A 19,219-nucleotide genomic window follows, 5' to 3' on the forward strand; every position below is an offset into this window, starting at 1 on the left:
CCTTGGGTTAATCGACCCAAGCCAGCATGACCCCTTTCAACGTACTGCCAAGGCGAAGACATGCGCGTCCTCCTGCTCTTCCTGACACTACTGCTGGCCGGCCCATTGCAGGCCAACCCGTTCGATGTCAAACCGGACTTCCTGCCGGTCAACCAGGCCTTCGTGCTTACCCACGACCGCCAGGCCGACGGCCAGATGCGCCTGTTCTTCCAGATCCAGCCTGGCTACTACCTGTATCAGAAACGGCTGAAGTTCGACGGCCTGCCTGCCGAACAGCACCCGCAACTGCCGGCCGCTCTCAACCACCACGACGAGTTCTTCGGCGACAGTGCGGTGTACCGCGACCAGCTCGAACTGCTGCTCCCGGCCGATGCCCAGGGCCAGCTGCGCCTGGGCTGGCAGGGCTGTGCCGACGCCGGCCTGTGCTACCCCCCGCAAACCACGTTGGTCGACCTGGGTGGCAGTGTGGCGCCGGCGGTCGAACAAGCCAGTGACCAGGCCCTGGCCAGCGACCTGCAAAAAGGCCACCTGGCCTGGAGCCTGCTCGCGTTCTTCGGCCTGGGCCTGTTGCTGGCCTTTACCCCCTGCTCGCTGCCGATGCTGCCGATCCTCGCCGGGCTGGTGCTGGGCAATGGCGCCAGCGCCCGGCGCGGCTGGATACTGGCCGGGGTCTATGTACTGAGCATGGCCCTGGTGTATGCCGCCCTGGGCGTGGTCGCCGCACTGCTGGGTGCCAGCCTGCAGGCCTGGCTGCAGCAACCCTGGCTGCTGGGCAGCCTGGCGGGGCTGTTCGTGCTGCTGGCCCTGCCGATGTTCGGCGCCTTCGAACTGCAACTGCCCGCCGCCGTGCGTGACCGCCTCGACCGCGCCGGGCAAGGCACCCGTGGTGGCAACCTGTATGGCGCGGCGCTGCTGGGCGCGCTGTCCGGCCTGCTGATGGGCCCGTGCATGACCGCGCCGTTGGCCGGCGCGCTGCTGTACATCGCCCAGAGCGGCGACGTGCTGCAGGGGGCGCTGGTGCTGTTCAGCCTCGGCCTGGGCATGGGCGTGCCGCTGCTGTTGCTGGTAACCCTGGGCAACCGCTACCTGCCCCGCCCGGGCGCCTGGATGAACCGGGTCAAGGGCGTGTTCGGCTTCGTGTTCCTGGGCATGGCGCTATACACCTTGCGCAGCCTGCTGCCCGCAGCATTGCTGCTGGCCCTGAGCGGCGCCTTGCTGATTGCCCTGGCCTGGGCTGCCTGGCCGGCCCTGCAGCGGTTGCCGGCGTTGCGCGCCTTGCCACTGCTGGGAGCCCTGTGGGGCGGCCTGCTGCTGGTGGGTGCGGCGGCTGGTGGCGACGACCTCTGGCAGCCGCTGCGCCCGTTCGCCGGTGGCGGCGCTGCGCCGGCCACCGGCCAGCACATCGAGGACGCTTTCGTCACCGTCAGCCGCCCCGAAGACCTGCAACGCGAACTGGATGCGGCTAAGGCCCGTGGCCAGTGGGTGATGCTCGACTACTATGCCGATTGGTGCGTGTCGTGCAAGGTCATGGAAAAACAGGTGTTCGCCCGCAGCGACGTGCAGGCCGGCCTGGCCGGTGTGCACCTGCTGCGCCTGGACGTGACCGCCGACACCCCGGCCAGCCAGGCCTTGCTGCAGCGCTACCAGGTACCCGGCCCGCCCAGCATCATCTGGGTCGGCCCGGAAGGCGACGAACGCCGCGCGCGGCGCATCACTGGTGAGGTGGATGCAGCCGCCTTCCTGCAACACTGGACCCAGACCAGGAGCCAAGGCTGATGCTGACCGTAACCCTCGGGCCACTGACCATGGCCCTCAACCACCTGCTGATGCTCACCGCCCTGGTGATCGCCAGCATGGTCGGCTGGTGGGTCGCCCGGCGTGGCGGCGAGAGCCCGGAATCGGCACTGTTCAACCTGTTCCTGATCGGCCTGCTGTGCGCACGCGCCGGCTTCGTGCTGGCCTACTGGACGATGTACCAGGACGATCTGCTGCAGATCATCGATATCCGTGATGGCGGCTTCCTGTTCTGGTCGGGCCTTGCCGGCATCGTGCTCGGCGCCCTGTGGCAGGGCTGGCGCCATCCGGGCCTGCGCCGCCCGCTGGGCTGGGCGCTGTTCAGCGGTGCGCTGTTCTGGGGCCTGGCCAGCCTCGGGGGCCACCTGTACAGCAAGGGCACCGAACTGCCCGATTTGAGCCTGCGCAAGGCCAACGGCCAATCCGTGGCGTTGCACAGCTACCGCGGCAATCCGCTGGTCATCAACATCTGGGCCACCTGGTGCCCACCCTGCCGACGCGAAATGCCGGTGCTGCAACAGGCGCAAAGCGCTTACCCGCACGTGACCTTCCTGTTCGTCAACCAGGGCGAGACCCCGGAAAACGTCAGCACCTTCCTCGCCACCACCGGCCTGAGCCTGACCCACGTGCTGTTCGACGGCACCGGTCTGCTGGCCCAGCGCGTCGGCTCCATGGCGCTGCCCACCACCCTGTTCTACGACGCCGACGGGCGCCTGGTCGGCAGCCATCTGGGCGAGCTGTCCCGGGCCAGCCTGCGCCACGCCCTGGAGCCTTTCGACCGGGCCACCGCGCCCGCCCCTGCCGCACAAGGAAACTGACATGCGACTGACTGCACTGCTGCCCCTGTCCCTGGCCCTGCTGGCTGCCCCCACCCTGCAGGCCGAAGAGCTGCCCAAGGCGATTGCGCAACTACAAGCCAAGGGCGCCGTGATCAAAGGCAGCTTCGACGCCCCCAACGGCCTGCGCGGGTATGCCGCCGAGTACCAGAACAACGGCCTGGCGCTGTACCTCACCCCTGACGGCAAGCATGTACTGGTCGGCAGCCTGTTCGACGAACAGGGCAACGACCTCAGTGCCGAGCCGCTGAAAAAGCTGGTGTATGCGCCGATGAGCAAGGAAATCTGGGCGAAGATGGAGAAAACCTCCTGGATCGCCGACGGCAAGGACGATGCACCGCGCAAGGTGTACCTGTTCAGCGACCCCAACTGCCCGTACTGCAACATGTTCTGGGAACAGGCGCGGCCATGGGTGGAGTCGGGCAAGGTGCAGTTGCGCCATATCATGGTCGGCATCATCCGCGAGGACAGCCCGGGCAAGTCGGCGGCGCTGCTGGCGGCGAAAGACCCGGCCAAGGCACTACAGGAACATGAAAAGGCCGGCAAGGCCAGCAAGTTGAAGGCACTGGAGCAGGTGCCGGAGGCGGTGCAGCAAAAGCTGGCGGCGAACATGGCGCTGATGGAAGAAATGGGCTTGCAGGCGACCCCGGCGATCTTCTATCAGGATGAGCAGGGCAACCTGCAGAGCCAGCAAGGCGCGCCGCGGCCGGAGTTGCTTGGGAAGATTCTCGGCAAGCGCTGATGTGAAATCGCCGGGGCTGCCTTGCAGCCCATTCGTAGCACAAGGCTGTGGCGGCCCTGTGGGAGCGGGCAAGCCCGCGAAGAACTCAACGCGGTGTTATGTCACCGGCTGCGCCGGTGTTCGCGGGCATGCCCGCTCCCACAGGTACAGCGCCAAACCTCGAAAACAACGCCGTATCTGTAGGAGCGGCCTTGTGTCGCGAAAGGGCCGCATAGCGGCCCCCAAATTGCTGCATAAAAGCTGAAATTGCTGGGGCTGCTGTGCAGCCCTTTCGCGACACAAGGCCGCTCCTACAAGGGGCGATGCAGACCTCACTTGTTCTGGTCACAACCCCTCCAGCTCGTCCTCGAGCACATCGGCCCAGATGCCAGCCAATGGCCAAGTTCACATTTGGCAACACTAAGTTATACCACCTAAGGCGACAAACACTTTTCCGAACCGATCATCGGAAAACAACGCCCGGCGATAAAACATATAACAATCCCACAACAATTTCAGATCCGCCTTACAAAAAACAGACGTCTTTTTCACTCCCATGACCAGTGAACAGATCGCGATCAGACATACCCCTCAGATACATCTCACAATACCAACTGCAATTCAAACAACTAGATTACACCCCAGCCAACACATTGCCCCATCAAACTTGACGTACATGCAGCCTGAATATAAAACCCTTACCCCCTGCATTCGCGAAGACACTAAAGGCGAGAAAAATGAACAAAAAGCCATACCCCATAACGCGAAGAAAACAGATCCTCATGATCACCAAGGTGTTGATCCTGGAACACCTGCGAGAACCCACTGCGTTGCTGTGGACAGCGGCGGCGCCTTGCTTGATGTTCATACTACTGAGGCAAAGCCGTTCCCTTGCAGCGCCACCAGACACTCTCTATATATCCTCTGCTGCGTGGTTCTACGCCTACATCGCTGCAAACGTTGCCTTCTTCGGCCTCGGCTTTTATCTAATCGGACGACGAGAAAGTGGCTTCGTCCGGTCATTCATTTACCAACGCGAGGCAATTGCACTTTTCCTCACATCGCACGCCGTCAGCTACACATTGGTCAGTGTCGTGTACTCCAGCTTTTTCTACTTCATCTCCAAGCCTCTATACGGATCCTACTCGCCATCAGAATTCCTGTACCTTACAGCCGCGTTCTATACGAGTTACCTGATATTCGCCTGCATCGGCTTGGCAATTGCAGCGATGCCCATCAAATTCAGCACAGCCGGGACGCTATTTTCGCTACTTTCATTCCTGATGTTACTTTCCGGCTATTTGGGCACCACACAAGACGAACTGACCCACTGGTCAACGTTGATCAACCCCTTGCACCTGAGCACAAGAATAATTACCGGAGAGATACCACTCACTATTAGTTTTCTGACAGCTTTTGCCATTTCAACAGCGGGGCTCTATGCAACAGGAAAGCTATTCAGAATCCACCCTATATGGAGCCGCTATTAAAATGCACCTTCTCACCATCAAAAACCTGGACTTCTCATACAACAGCAGCCCTCTTTTACAAAACATCACGTTACAGTTGAAAAAAGGAGAGGCCGTAGGCGTACTGGGCAGTAACGGAGCAGGAAAGACCACGCTTTTCGACCTGATCTGCAACATCAGAAAACCAAGCAACGGCACAATCATAAATTCATCCAGACAGCAGGCTTATCTGACTCAAGTACTGACACCACCGCCCTTGCTCAGGATGAGCGAAGTCTACCAACTGATTACACAGTTAAACTCCAGATCAGCACCGGATCACTGCGAGGTGCTTTCACGCCTCTCTGAATGGTCACATTCCCTGTCGAAACGGTATGCTGAAATCTACAAGAAGAAGGCATCTACTTGCAGCTATGGCGAAGTCCGGAGCTTTGTCACACTGACGCTACTGCTCATGGGCAGTGACCTGATCATCCTCGACGAGCCTACTGCGGGGGTAGACCCAGAATTCAGACACCACATATGGCTAGGTATAAAAAACGCGTGCAAAAACGGGGCTAGTGTTTTGATTTCATCTCACTATACCGAGGAAATTGCCACAAACTGCCATCGTTTCTACATGCTCGCTCATCAACACCTCGAGCCATTTGAGAATGCTCATGAGTTTCTCGCTCGCTACCATGCGAACTCTTATGATGAAGCATTCATCAATGCGTCGATGTCGCAGGAAAAAATCGGGGCCGCATCATGACGGCGAAGAACCATGGGAAAGGTGGGGTTGCAGGTATGGCACCGGCTGCGCCGGTGTTCGCGGGCATGCCCGCTCACAGGTGCAGCGCCAAACCTCGAGAACAACGCCGTATCTGTAGGAGCGGCCTTGTGTCGCGAAAGGGCCGCATAGCGGCCCCAGCAATTTCAACTTTTGTGCACCAATCCAGGGGCGGTGCAGGCCTCACCTGCTCAGGTCACAACCCCTCCAGCTCAGCCATAAGGTCACTGAGCCGGTCGACTTTATCGTCATCCAGCACACTGCCCTGCAGCCCCCGCACATACACCGCCAGTTCCTCCACCGTGCTGCACTCGAACATCGCCCGCAGCGGCACGTTCAGTTGCAGCTGCTTCTGCACCCGCGAGGCGATTTGCGTGGCCAGCAGCGAATGCCCGCCCAGCTCGAAGAAGTTGTCGTGCACCCCGACCCGCTCGGCCTTGAGCACATCCGCCCAGATACCGGCCAGTACCTCTTCCAGCTCATTGCGCGGCGCCTGGTAGGCCTGGCTGTGCTGGCCACCGACGTCGATGGCTGGCAGGGCCTTGCGGTCGAGCTTGCCGTTGGCGTTGTGCGGCAGGCTGTCGAACCAGCCCCAGTGCAGTGGCACCATGTACTCCGGCAACTCGGCACGCAGGCGCTGCTTGAGCTGTTCCAGCAACGCAGCGTCGGCTGCAACGCCCTGATGCGCCACCAGGTAACCCACCAGGTGCTTGCCATTGACGCCCTCCTGCACGCCAACGGCAGCGTCGCGGATTTCCGGCTGTTCGTGCAGGCGGGATTCGATTTCGCCCAGTTCGATGCGGTAGCCGCGAATCTTCACCTGATGGTCGATGCGCCCGACATACTCCAGCACCCCGTCCAGGCGCTGCCGCGCCAGGTCGCCAGTGCGATACAGGCGTTCGCCCGGTGCACCATGAGGATGGGGAATGAACGCCAGCGCTGTGCGCACCGGGTCGCCGACATAGCCACGGCCCACGCCGGTGCCGGCCACGCACAACTCACCTGTCGCACCCAGTGGCACCAGTGCCTGGTCCTCGCCGTACAGGTACAGGCGGTTGTTGTCGGTCGGCGTGCCGATCGGCAAGTAACTGCCACGGGTCGAGGCGGCATCGACGCGGAAGAACGCCACGTCATCGGAGCACTCCGCCGGGCCGTAGGCGTTGACCAGGCCGATCTGCGGGTAGCGCTGCAACCACTGCGCCGCCAGCTCCGGAGGCATGGCCTCGCCGGTCGGCAGCATCCAGCGCAGGCCATCGAGGGCCTGGTGGTCGTTGGCCAACATACCCTGGATCAGCGACGGCACGCTCTCCAGCACGCTGATGCCGGTGGCCTGCACATGCGCCAGCAGGCCCTGCGGGTCATGGGCGATGGCATTCGGCACGATCTCCACCCTGGCGCCGAACAGCGGCGCGGCAAGGAACTGCCACACCGAAATGTCGAAGCTCTGCGAGGCCGTCTGGGCGATCACGTCCTGCTCGCCGAGCGCCAGGTACGGCACCTTGCTCAACTGGTTGTTGAGCATGCCGCGCTGCTCGACCATCACCCCCTTCGGCAGGCCGGTGGAGCCTGAGGTGTAGATCACATAGGCGAGGTTATCCGGCCCGCTGAGAATGCCGGGGTTGTGGCTGGCCACCGGGCTGGCCTGGATGTCTTCCCAGACCAGCAGCTGCGGCCGTGCCGCCAACGCAAGCTGGTCCAGCAACTGCCGCCCTTGCCCGGCACAGGCCGCGCTGCACACCAGCACGGGTGTACGGCTGAGCTGGATGATGCTTTGCAGACGCGCCGCCGGCAGGCCCGGGTCCAGTGGCAGGTAGCCGGCGCCGGCCTTGAAGCTGCCGACGATCATGCCCAGCAGCGGTAGCCCACGCTCGGCCAGCAGTGCCACCGGCTGGTCCACGTTCACACCCGCCGCGATCAAGGCATGGCCCAGACGGTTGGCCGCCAGGTTCAAGCCGGCGTAGTCGTAGGATGCGTCCAGGCAGCGGGCCACGGTACGTTGCGGATGCGCGGCCACCTGCGCCTCGAACTGCGCGATGTAACTCTGTTCCAACGGATAGGCGCGCGCGGTGCGGTTGCAGTCTTCCAGCAGGAAGCGCTGCTCTTCCGCACCCAGCAACGGCAGTGCGCTCATCTCCCCTTCAAAGCCTTGCACCAGCGCCAGCAGCAGGCGCTTGAACTCGGCCAGCAGGCGCTCGACGGTCGGGTAGTCGAAATAGCGCTGGTCGAACGACAGGTGCAGGCCAAGGTCATCGCCCGGGTAGCACACTGCGGTCAGCGGGAAGTTGGTGTGGGTACGACCCGAGTCGGAACTGGCATTCAGGTGCTGGGCGTGGTCGAGCACGGCGGTTTCCACCGGCGCGTTCTCGAACACGAACAGGCTGTCGAACAGCGGCTGGCCCTTGGGCAGTTCGCTGCATTCCTGGATGGCCACCAGCGGCAGGTACTCATGCTCGCGCAGCTCCATGTTGTGCTCCAGCAGGCCTTGCAGCCACTGCCGCACGCTGCAGCGCTCACCCGCCACCGGCAATTGCACGCGCAGGGCGACGCTGTTGATGAACAGGCCGACGGTACGCTGCATCTGCGGCATGCTCACCGGGCGCCCGGCCACGGTCACGCCAAAGGCCACGTCGCGGTCGCCACTGTAGCGCGCCAGCACCAGTGCCCAGGCCGCCTGGGCGAAGGTGTTGACGGTGAGCTGGTGGGCCTGGGCCAGTTCGCGCAGGCGCACACCGTCGCTCACCGCCAGGCGGGTGTAACAGTCGCCGACGATCATGCCGCTACCGGCATGGTCGTGGCGCAGCGGGCGGTCGCTGGGGATGGTGGTAGCGCGTTCGAAGCCGGCCAGGTTGGCCTGCCACCAGGCTCGCGCGTCGTCCAGGCCCTGGCGTTGCAGCCAGCCGATGTAGTCGCGGTAGCGCGGTGGCACCGGCAAGCGGGCCTGGCGCCCCTCGCCGAGGGCCTGGTAGATCTCGAAGAAATCGTTCATCAGCAGCGAACGGCACCAGGCATCGATGAGGATGTGGTGGTTGCTCATCATGAACCAGTAGCGCTCGTCGGCCACACGCACCAGGCGCAGGTGGAACGGCGCCTCGCTGAGCAGGGCGAAACCAGCCTCGCGTTCCTGCTTGTGCAGGGCCTGCAGGCGCTGTTCCTGGGCGTCGTCGTCGAGGCCACGCCAGTCCTGATAGTCCACCGGCATGTTGCCCGGTTTGTGGATGATCTGCAGCATCGCCTCGCCGGTGTTCCAGCTGAACGATGCGCGTAGCGCCTCGTGGCGTGCCACCACCGCCTGCCACGCCTGGGCGAAGCGTTCGGGGTCGAGCGCGCTGTTGATGCGGTAGCGGTCCTGCATGTAGTAAAGGCCGGTGCCCGGCTCCAGCAGGGTGTGCAACAGCATGCCCTCCTGCATCGGCGTCAGGGGATAGACATCCTCGATCTGCGCTGCCGGTACCGGCAGCGCGTCGATCTGCGCCTGGGTCAGGTGCGCCAGCGGGAAGTCCGATGGCGTGAAACTGCCGTTGCCATCAGCCAGGCAATGCTCGACCAGCGCCAGCAGCTCCTGACGATAGGCCTCGGCCAGGCAGGCGATGGTCCGCTCGTCGTAGCGTTCGGCACTGAAGGTCCAGCGCAGTTGCAGGGCACCGCCATACACCTGGCCATCGACACTCAGCCAGTTGGGCAGCGGTGCATCGAGGTCGTGGGCCAGGCCGGCCGCGGCGTCCAGCGGCTGGAACAGGGCTGTGCTGTCGAACTGCTGGTCGAACTGGCCCAGGTAGTTGAAGGTGATGCGTGCCTGCGGCAGGGCCGCCATCTGCTCACGCACTGCCGTATCGGCCAGGTAGCGCAGCACGCCATAACCCAGCCCTTTATGCGGCACCTGGCGCAGTTGCTCCTTGATGCGCTTGATCGAGCCTGCCCGCGCTGCATCGTCCTCGCCTGGCAGCGGGCGCAGGCTCAGCGGGTAGGCGTTGGTGAACCAGCCGACGCTGCGGGTCAGGTCCATATCTTCGAACAGCCCGTCACGGCCATGGCCTTCAAGCTGTACCAGCACTTCTTCGTCGCCGCTCCAGCGGCACAGGGCACGCGCCAGCGCGGTCAGCAGCAGGTCGTTGACCTGGGTGTGATAGGCCGCCGGGGCCTGCTGCAGCAACTGCCGGGTCTGCTCCACATCCAGGCCGATGGCCAGGGTACGGGCATGGCAGTGCAGGTTGCCGCCCTGCGGGTGATCGCATGGCAGTTCGCGGCGCACGCCGCCCAACTGGCCTTGCCACCAGCCCAGCTCGTCGCGCAGCGAATCACTGCCGGCATAGATGGCCAGGCGTGCGGCCCAGTCGCCCATGGCGTGGGTCTTGGCCGGCAGCGGCTGGCCTCGGTACAGCGCCTGAAGGTCTTCCAGCAGCACGCGCCACGACACGCCATCGACCACCAGGTGATGGATAGCCAGCAACAGGCGCTGGCCGCCCTGCCCGTCATTAACCAGCAAGGCGCGCAACAGTGGGCCCTGTTCCAGGTCGAGGCTGCGTTGCAAATCGGTGTACAGCGGTTGGCAATCGGCGAAGTCGGCGACCGTGGCTGTCCACAGCAATTGCCCGGTGGCAAGCGAAGCATATTCGGCCTGCCAGCGGCCCTGGGCCTGACTGAAGCGCAGGCGCAGGCTGTCGTGGTGCTGCACCAGGTCGGCCAAGGCTCGCTTCAGTACCCCCTCATCCAGCGGCTTGCGTGCCTCCAGCAGAACAGCCTGGTTCCAGTGCTGCGGCTGTGGCACTTTACTGTCGAAGAACCAGTGCTGGATCGGCGTGAGGCCGGCCTGGCCCTGGCGCAGGCCCTGTTCGATGCTGCTGGCGGCTTCGCTGCGCTGAACGATGGCGGCCAGGGTCTGGATGGTCTGATGCTGGAACAGGTCGCGCGGAGTGAACTGCAAGCCGGCCTGGCGGGCCCGGCTGACTACCTGGATCGACAGGATCGAGTCGCCGCCCAGCTCGAAGAAGTTGTCCTGCACGCCGACCCGGGCAACGTTGAGCACGTCGCGCCAGATCTGCGCCAGTTGCGCTTCCACCTCGTTGCCAGGCGCCTGGTACTGCTGGCGTGCCTGTTCCAGGTCCGGCAGCGGCAGCGCACGGCGGTCGAGCTTGCCGTTGCCCATCAGCGGCAGGCTGTCGAGCAGCACCAGGTGCGCCGGCACCATGTAATCCGGCAGGTGCTGGCGGGCATCGGCTTTCACCGCGTCGCGCAGCATGCCCTGGACCTCGCTGTCGGCAGCGGCCTGCCTGCACACCAGGTAACCCACCAGTTGCTTGCCGCCCGGCAGGTCGAGGGCCAGCACCACAGCTTCGTCGACATCGGCATGCGCCTGCAGGCGGCTTTCGATTTCGCCCAGCTCGATACGGAAACCGCGAATCTTCACCTGCTGGTCGGCGCGACCGACGTACTCGACAAGGCCATCGCTGCCCAGGCGCACCAGGTCACCGGTGCGATACAGGCGCCCGCCTTCGCTGCCGAACGGGTCGGCGACGAAGCGCTCGGCGCTTAGGCCCGGGCGGTCGTGGTAACCCTGGGCCAGGCCGGCACCGCCGACATACAGCTCGCCAACACCGCCTTGCGGCAACAGGGCAAGGTCTTCATCGAGGATGTAGGCCGTGCGGCTACCGATGACGCGACCGATCGGTACGCTGCCCAGCTCCGCCGGCAGCGTCTGTGGTGCCAGGCAGGCCAGCGGCATGACCACGGTTTCGGTCGGCCCGTAGGCGTTGAAGAACTGCTGCGGCGCGAAGGACTGGCGGATGCGCTGCAGGTGTTCGCCGGTCAGCGCTTCACCACCGGTAATGACCAGGCGCACTGGCAACTGCTCGCCCTGCCCGGCCAGGTACTGCGCCAACTGGCTGCCGTAGCTTGGCGTGAAGCCAAGAATGCTCACCTGCTGCTCACGCACCAGCTGGCAGATGTCTTCGGCGCCCCACTGCCCCTGGGCACGCAGTACCACGCGGGCGCCACACAGCAGCGGCACCCACAGGCGTTCGCTGGCGGCGTCGAAATTGATCGAATAGAAGTGCAGCTCGCAGTCATCGCCGCGCATACCGAACGCGTCGATCACCGCCTGGCAATGCATGGCGAACTCGCCGTGGCTGACTACCACGCCCTTGGGCTTGCCGGTGGAACCGGAGGTGTAGATCAGGTAGGCCTGGTGCTGCGGCAGGTTGAGGTTGTCCAGCGGCGCATAGCTGTAGGCTGACAGGCTGGCGCTGTCGTCCTCCAGGCTCCAGTGCGCCACGCCTTCGGGCAGCTGCCCCAGGGTTTGCAGCAGCGCGCGCTGGCTTAGCAGCAGGCCGATGCGGCTGTCTTCGATCATGTAGCGCAGGCGGTCGAGCGGGTATTCGGGGTCGAGCGGCACGCAGGCGCCACCGGCCTTGAGGATGGCCAGCAAGCCGATGACCATTTCCAACGAACGCTCCAGTGCCAGGCCCACGCGCACCTGCGGGCCGACGCCACGCTCGCGCAGGGCGCGGGCCAGGCGGTTGGCCTGCTGGTCGAGTTCGGCATAGGTCATGTGCCGGCCGGCAAACGTCAACGCGCCAGCGTGTGGCGTACGCGCAGCCTGGGCGGCGAACAGGCCGTGCACGGTCTGGTCGAGAGCGAGACCCTGCTCGCCCTGCAACCGGCCAGCCAGCAACTGCTGCTCGGCGCTGCTCAGCATCGGCAGCTCGCACAGGCGCTGTTGCGGGTTGTCGAGCAGGCCCACCAGCAATTGCTGCCAATGCTCGGCCATGCGCGCGATGCGTGGTTCGTCGAACAGGTCACGGCTGTAGGTCAGGCAGCAACCCAGGCGGCCGTCGAGGTCGGTCACCTCCAAGTACAGGTCGAACTTGGTGGCGCTGGCGTCGTTGACCAGGTAATCCACCTGCATGCCGGCAAGCTGACGGCTTTGCTGGAAGGCCCAGCGCTGAACGTTGCACATCACCTGGAACAGCGGGTTGTAGGCGCTGCTGCGCGGTGGCTGCAGGGCTTCCACCAGCTGATCGAACGGCAGGTCCTGGTGCGACTGGCCTTCGATGGCAACCTGGCGTACCTGCTCCAGCAACTGTGCGGCGCTCATCTGGCCGTCCAGCTCGCAACGCAGCACCTGGGTGTTGAGGAACGCGCCAATCAGCCCTTCGCTTTCCGGGCGGATGCGGTTGGCCACCGGCGCGCCAATGCGCAAGTCACGCTGGCCGCTGTAGCGGTGCAGCAAGGCGGCCAGGGTGGCAGTCATGGTCATGAACAGGGTCAGGCCGCGCTGGCTGTTGAAGGCATGCACGCGGGAGACCAGCGCCGGGTCGAGCTCGAAGCGGTACAGCTCGCCACGGTGGCTCTGCACTGCCGGGCGCGGGCGGTCGGCAGGCAGCGCCAGTACCGGGTGTTCATCGCCCAGGCGGGCCTGCCAGTAGGCCAGCTGGCGGGCGCCCTCGCCGCTTTCCAGCCATTGCCGTTGCCACACGCTGTAGTCCAGGTACTGCACCGGCAGCGGCGCCAGCGGCGATTCGCGGTCATCGACGAAGGCCTCGTACAGCTCGCCCAGTTCGCGGGCGAAGATGTCCATGGCCCAGCCTTCGGTGACGATATGGTGCAGGGTCAGCACGAAGAAGTGCTCGCGCTCTTCGGCTTTGACCAGGCAGGCACGCAGCAGCGGGCCGCGCTCCAGGTCGAACGGCTGGTGCGCCTGGTCGTCGGCCAGTTGTTGCAGGCGTTGTTGGCGGGCATCGGCGGGCAAGGCGCTGAAGTCCTGCCAGTCGAGGTGCAGGCTGCTGTCTTCGGCCACGCACTGATACGGCACGCCATCGATGCTGGGGAAGGTGGTGCGCAGGGTTTCGTGGCGCACCACCAGCGCCTGCAGCGCTCGCTCGAAGGCATCCACATGCAGGGTGCCGCGCAAGCGCGCCATGCCGCCGACGTTGTACGCCGGGCTGCCCGGCTCCATTTGCCAGAGGAACCACATGCGCTGCTGCGAGTACGACAGCGGCACCGCCTGGCGGCGGTCGACGCGGGCGATTGAACCTTGCAGGTTGCGCTCACCGGCAGCACGAATACGCGTGATCTCGGCACAGAAGGCGCCCAGCTCGCTGGCGTCGAACAGGGCCTTGAGCGGCAGCTCGACATCGCAGGCCTGGCGCGTGCGCGAGACAATTTGAGTGGCCAGCAGCGAATGGCCGCCGAGGGCGAAGAAGTCGTCCTGCAGGCCGATGCGCGGCAAGTTCAGCACCTCGCGCCAGATGGCGGCGACCTGCTGCTGCAACTCGGTTTGCGGCTTGACGTGCTGCCGCTGCTGCCACACCGGGGCCGGCAATGCCTTGCGGTCGACCTTGCCGCTGGGGCCCAGTGGCATCTGCGCCAGCGGGATGAGTTGTGCCGGCACCATGTAGGCCGGTAGTTGTTCAGCCAGCACCGTCAGCAATGCATCAGGCTGGGCGCTGCCACTGTAGTAGCCGACCAGTTGCGCACCTACGGCATCCTTGTGAATCAGCACCAGCGCCTGTTCGACCCCCGCTTGCGCCAGCAGGCAGGCCTGGACTTCCTCGGGTTCGACACGGAAGCCACGCACCTTGACCTGCTGGTCGAGGCGGCCAAGGTATTCCAGCGCCGCGGTCTGCACCTGCCAGCGGGCGCGGTCGCCACTGCGGTACAGGCGCTCGCCATTGCCGTCGGCCCGGGGCACGAAGCGCTCGGCGGTGAGGCCCGGGCGGCCCAGGTAGCCACGGGCCAGGCCTGCACCGCCGAGGTACAGCTCGCCCGGCACACCGGGGGCGGACAGTTCCAGCTCGTCGTCCAGCACACGGCACAGCACATTGCCCAGCGGGCGGCCGATCGGCGAGCGTTCGCCATCGGTGGCCTGGCAGTGCCAGTGGGTGACGTTGATGGCGGTTTCGGTCGGGCCATAGCGGTTGTGCAACTGCACCTGTGGCAGCACCTGCAGCACGCGGTCACGCAGTGCCGCGGACAGCGCTTCGCCACCGGAGAACAGCCGGCGCAGGCTGCCGCAGGCACCCGCCTGCGGCTCCTGGACGAACACCTGCAACAGCGGCGGCACGAAGTGCAGCGTGGTCACGCCATGGGCCTGCACCAACGCGGCGATGCGCTGCGGGTCGCGGTGCTCGCCAGGGCCGGCGAGCACCAGCTTGCAACCGGTCACCAGTGGCCAGAAGCATTCCCACACCGAAACGTCGAAGCTGATCGGCGCCTTCTGCATCAGCACGTCGCTGTCGTCCAGCACATAACTGGCCTGCATCCATTGCAGGCGCTCGGCCAGTGCCGCGTGGGTATTGCCCACGCCCTTGGGCTGGCCGGTGGAGCCGGAGGTGTAGATCACATAGGCCAGGTTGTCGCCATGCAGATGCAACCCGGGGGCATGGCTTGGCCAGCTGTCCAGGTGCAGCTGGTCGAGGGCGATGGCGCTGACGCCATCAACCTGTGGCAGCTTGCCCAGCAGGCTGCTGTGGCTCAGCAACAGGCCAGCGTTGCAGTCGGCGAGCATGTAGGCCAGGCGCTCGGCCGGGTAATCGATGTCCAGCGGCACATAGGCACCACCGGCCTTGAGAATGGCCAGCAGGCCCACCAGCAGCTGCGGCGAACGCTCGATGGCGATGGCCACGCAAGTGTCTGGGCCCACGCCTTTGTCACGCAGGTAGTGGGCCAGACGGTTGGCTTGCTGGTGCAACTCTGCGTAATCCAGGCTGCCACCGTCCCACACCAGGGCGGTGCGCTGCGGGGTCAGGCGTGCCTGTTCATTGAGCTGCTCGACCAGCAGGCGCTGCGGCGGCGCAGCGGGTGCCTCGCCCCAGCTCAGCAGTTGCGCGCGGCCAGGCTCGTCGAGCAGTTGCACCTCGCCCAGCGCCCGCTGCGGCCCGGCACACACCTGCTCGAGCAGGGCCAACAGGTGCTGGGCCAGGCGCTTGACGGTACTGGCATCGAACAATTCGGCGGCATAGTCGAAGGCCAGGCTCAGGCGGCCCTGGTGGTCTTCTTCACTGTGCAGCTGCAAGTCGAACTTGGCTTCGCGACTGTGCCACGGCAGCTCTTCGGCCAGCAGGCCCGGCAGGCGGCGCAGCGCAGACAGGTCACGTTGCTGGTGGTTGAACATGACCTGGAACAGGCCTTGCTCGCGAGCCTCGGGCAGGGCTTCGAGCAGTTGCTCGAACGGCAGGTCCTGGTTGGCCTGGGCATCCAGGGTGGCCTGGCGCACCTGGGCCAGCAACTGGTCGAACGGCAGGCGGCCGTCGAGCTGCGCACGCAGCACCTGGGTGTTGATGAAGAAGCCGACCATGCCTTGGGTTTCCAGGCGCGGGCGGTTGGCGTTGGGCACGCCGACACGGATATCGGCCTGGCCACTGTAGCGGTGCAACAGCGCCTGCCAGCCGGCCAGCAGTACCATGAACAGGCTGGCCTGCTGTTCGCGGGCCAGGCCCTTGAGCGCTTCGGTGAGCCTGGCCGGTACCTTGAGGTTGAAGCGGGCGGCGCGGTGGCCGCGCTGGCTGGTGCGCGGGTGGTCGGTGCACAGGTCGAGCACCGGCAGATCATCCCCCAGACGCGCCTGCCAGTACTGCAGCTGACGCTCGGCTTCGCCTGCGGCCAGCCACTGTCGCTGCCAGGTGCCGTAGTCGGCATAACCCAGGGTCAGCGGTGCCAGGTTGGCCTCAAGGCCCTGGCAGTGGGCGGCGTACAGTTTGGCGAATTCGTCGAGCAGGATGTTCAGCGACCAGCCGTCGGCGACGATATGGTGCAGGGTCACCCATAGTTGATGGTGTTCATCGTCCAGGCGCGCCAGGGTCACCCGCAGCAACGGCCCCCGGGTCAGATCGAACGGCTGGCGAGCTTCGGTTTCACGTTGGGCGGCGACCTGTTCGGCGGCCTGGCCTTCGAGGTCCAGGCGGCGAAGGTCGAACGGCTGCTGCGCCTGGATGCGCTGCAGGGCCTGGCCGTTCTCTTCGGCAAACAGGGTGCGCAGCGATTCATGGCGCGCAACCAGCGCCTGGAAGGCTGTTTCCAGGGCGTTTTCGTCCAGTTCACCGCGCAACTGCAGGCCGGCCGGAATGTTGTAGGCCGCCGACTGCGGGTCCAACTGCCACAGCAACCACAGGCGGTTTTGCGCCAGCGACTGGGGCAGCGCCTGGGTGCGTTCCAGTGTAGCGATGGCACCGACCCGGCCACCGCCTTCGGAGATGATCGCGGCCACGGCCTTGGCGTAGTCAGCCAGTATCGGCGCCTCGAACAGGGTGCGCAGGCCCAGGTCGATGGCCAGTTCATCGGCCAGGCGTGCGGTGGCATGGGTGGCGGCGATGGAGTTGCCGCCCAGCAGCAGGAAGTGGTCGTCTGCCGCCACCGCCTCGACCTTGAGAATGTCGCGCCACACATCGGCGATGCGCGCCTGCAGTTCATCGCCTGCGCCCACTGAAGCAACGGGCTCGTTCACCTCAGGGAAGCGGGCGTAGCAGTCCAGGCTGCCATCGTCCATGCGCAGGCGGCAGGCCGAACGCTGCAGCTTGCCGCTGGAGGTCTTGGGCAGCGCACCCGGGTTCAGCAGCAGGACCACGGCCGGTGCCTGGCGGCAGGCGTCGGCGATCACCTGGCGCAGGGTCTTGATCAGCTCCTGGGGCTTGATCGCCTTCTGCACGTTGCGGCTGATTTCCACCGCCACGCCAATGCCCTCCTCGCCTTGCTGCTCGACGGCGAACACTGCCACCCGGCCTTTTCGCAGCACATCCACTTCGCGCTCGAGGGTTTTTTCCAGGTCCTGCGGGTACAGGTTCTGCCCGCGCACGATGAGCATGTCCTTCAGGCGGCCGGTGACGAACACTTCGCCTTCGCGCATGAAGCCCAGGTCACCGGTACGCAGCCAGGTCTGGCCGTCCATGTCGACGAAGGTGCGGGCGCTGGCCTCGGGGTTGCGCCAGTAGCCCAGGGCGATGCTCGGGCCGGCGGCCCAGATCTCGCCCACCTGGTTGTCGTCCAGCACCTGCAGGCGTTGTGGTTCGACAATGCGCACGGCATGCCCGGGCTGCGGGTAGCCACAGCTCATCAGCACACTGCCCTTGCCAGGCTCCGCACGGTTGGCGGCGAAGGCTTCGGCGTCCAGCTCCAGCGCGGCGATGCCCTGGCCACGGCGACTACCGCTGACGAACAGGGTCGCCTCGGCCAGGCCGTAGCTGGCGAAGAATCTCTGCGGGTCGAAGCCGCAGGCCTGGAACTTGTCGGCAAAGGCCGCCAGGCTGTCCTGGCGGATCGGCTCGGAGCCAGAATAGGCCACCCGCCAGCGGCTTAGGTCGAGCCCGGCCAGGGAGGCCTCGCTGACCCGCTCGCTGCACAACCGGTAGGCAAAGTCGGGGCCGCCGCTGATGGTGCCGCCGTATTCGCTGATGGCCTGCAACCAGCGCAGCGGCCGGGCCAGGAAGTAGCCCGGCGACATCAGCACACAGGGCACGCCGCTGAAGATCGGCTGCAGCAGGCCGCCGATCAGGCCCATGTCGTGGTACAGCGGCAGCCAGCTGACGATCACATCGTCTGGGTTGAGGTCGATGCCAAAGCCTTGGCGGATCAGTTGTTCGTTGGCCACCAGGTTGCCATGGCTGACCTGCACGCCCTTGGGCAGTGCTGTGGAGCCGGAGGTGTATTGCAGGAAGGCGATGTCATCACCCTTGAGCGCGGGTTCGCGCCAGTTTGCAGCCAGTGCCGGGTCCAGGCCATCCACCGCCAGCAGCTCGGGGGCGTTGGCCGCTGTCAGGGCCTCCAGGCCCTGCAGGCTGTCGCGCAGGGCCGCGACGGTCAGCAGCAGGCGCGGCTCTGCGTCGTCGATGATCGACAGCAAGCGCTGCTGGTGGTGCTGGCGCGCGGACTCCGGCGGGTAGGCCGGCACCGCAATCACACCGGCATACAGGCAGCCGAAGAACGCCGCAACATAGTCTGGCCCGCTGGGGAACAACAGCACCGCGCGGTCGCCGAAGCTGGCCCGGGTTTGCAAGGCAGCGGCGATGGTGCGCGCACGCTGATCGAGGTCCCGGTAGCTGAGCACGGCCTGCTCGCCGGGAGCGTCGGCCAGAAAGCGCAAGGCGACTTTGTCCGGGGTCTGCGCGGCGCGTTGCGCCAGGGCCTGGACCAGCGAGAGCGGGAGTTCGAAGGCGTCCGTCATGGGGTGTTCCTGCCAGTGTCTGGTTGGGTCGGGCCGGCTGCTGCGCGAACGTGGGCGCGGCGGCATGTGGCGGCCTGAGGTGTACACAGGGGAACGGATGGGCGGGGGGAGAAATTAGCGGCGGTGAGGCTTTGGGGGGGGCGTGAGGGTTGCCGGGGGTTTGCCTTGAGAGATGTTGCGCCTGGGAGATCGAGCGCCGCCCGCGCGGCGCTTCGCGAGTATTCACCTTGACACTTTCTGCGCCTGTGAGATCGAGCGCCGCCCGCGCGGCGCTTCGCGGGACAAGCCCGCTCCCACATTTGTTGCAACGTGGCCATGCCTGTGGGAGAGGCGTTGTCAGCTTTGGTACAAGGCTTGAGACAAGTGGGGCGACAGCAATGCCAACTCAGGAATCCAGCCAGCCCAACAAGGCTGGCAACCATGGCCTGTCAGGTTCGGCACGTTGCAACAAATGTGGGAGCGGGCTTGCCCCGCGAAGCG

General features: G+C 65.3%; 6 protein-coding genes. 5 read left to right on the plus strand and 1 reads right to left on the minus strand.

Translation table 11 applies throughout. The annotated features are described in order from the left end of the window. The first annotated feature begins 60 nt into the window (after positions 1–60). The 5 genes from dsbD (at position 61) to ACK56M_RS20045 (ending at position 5,571) form a co-directional block, all read left to right on the plus strand. A complete protein-coding gene (dsbD, locus tag ACK56M_RS20025; RefSeq protein ID WP_015271124.1) occupies positions 61–1,776 on the plus strand; it encodes a protein-disulfide reductase DsbD in 1,716 nt (571 codons plus the stop codon). Further along, complete coding sequence (locus ACK56M_RS20030; protein WP_411958955.1) at positions 1,776–2,612, plus strand: prolipoprotein diacylglyceryl transferase family protein; 837 nt, start codon at positions 1,776–1,778, stop codon at positions 2,610–2,612. Before dsbD ends, ACK56M_RS20030 begins: the two co-directional genes overlap by 1 nt. A gap of 1 nt (position 2,613) precedes the next feature. Then, complete coding sequence (gene dsbG, locus ACK56M_RS20035; protein ID WP_015271126.1) at positions 2,614–3,372, plus strand: thiol:disulfide interchange protein DsbG; 759 nt, start codon at positions 2,614–2,616, stop codon at positions 3,370–3,372. A gap of 716 nt (positions 3,373–4,088) precedes the next feature. Next, on the plus strand, positions 4,089–4,841 hold the full coding sequence (locus ACK56M_RS20040) for an ABC transporter permease (RefSeq protein ID WP_043935785.1): 753 nt from the start codon (positions 4,089–4,091) through the stop codon (positions 4,839–4,841). 1 nt (position 4,842) lies between these two features. Then, positions 4,843–5,571 (plus strand): ATP-binding cassette domain-containing protein, encoded by a 729-nt coding sequence (locus ACK56M_RS20045; RefSeq protein ID WP_015271128.1) that lies wholly within the window; start codon positions 4,843–4,845, stop codon positions 5,569–5,571. Positions 5,572–5,785: 214 nt separating this feature from the next. Here the strand turns inward: ACK56M_RS20045 and ACK56M_RS20050 are convergent, their stop codons facing one another. Further along, positions 5,786–18,739 (minus strand): non-ribosomal peptide synthetase, encoded by a 12,954-nt coding sequence (locus ACK56M_RS20050; RefSeq protein WP_411958956.1) that lies wholly within the window; start codon positions 18,737–18,739, stop codon positions 5,786–5,788. Positions 18,740–19,219: the final 480 nt, after the last annotated feature.

The organism is Pseudomonas sp. s4, assembly GCF_046764235.1.
Taxonomy (GTDB): domain Bacteria; phylum Pseudomonadota; class Gammaproteobacteria; order Pseudomonadales; family Pseudomonadaceae; genus Aquipseudomonas; species Aquipseudomonas asiatica.

Bases quoted from the DNA above. Each gene is read 5' to 3' on its own strand.
- ACK56M_RS20045 (WP_015271128.1), top strand. From the start codon at position 4,843: ATGCACCTTCTCACCATCAAAAACCTGGACTTCTCATACAACAGCAGC.
- ACK56M_RS20050 (WP_411958956.1), bottom strand. From the start codon at position 18,739: ATGACGGACGCCTTCGAACTCCCGCTCTCGCTGGTCCAGGCCCTGGCG.
- dsbG (WP_015271126.1), top strand. From the start codon at position 2,614: ATGCGACTGACTGCACTGCTGCCCCTGTCCCTGGCCCTGCTGGCTGCC.
- dsbD (WP_015271124.1), top strand. From the start codon at position 61: ATGCGCGTCCTCCTGCTCTTCCTGACACTACTGCTGGCCGGCCCATTG.
- ACK56M_RS20030 (WP_411958955.1), top strand. From the start codon at position 1,776: ATGCTGACCGTAACCCTCGGGCCACTGACCATGGCCCTCAACCACCTG.
- ACK56M_RS20040 (WP_043935785.1), top strand. From the start codon at position 4,089: ATGAACAAAAAGCCATACCCCATAACGCGAAGAAAACAGATCCTCATG.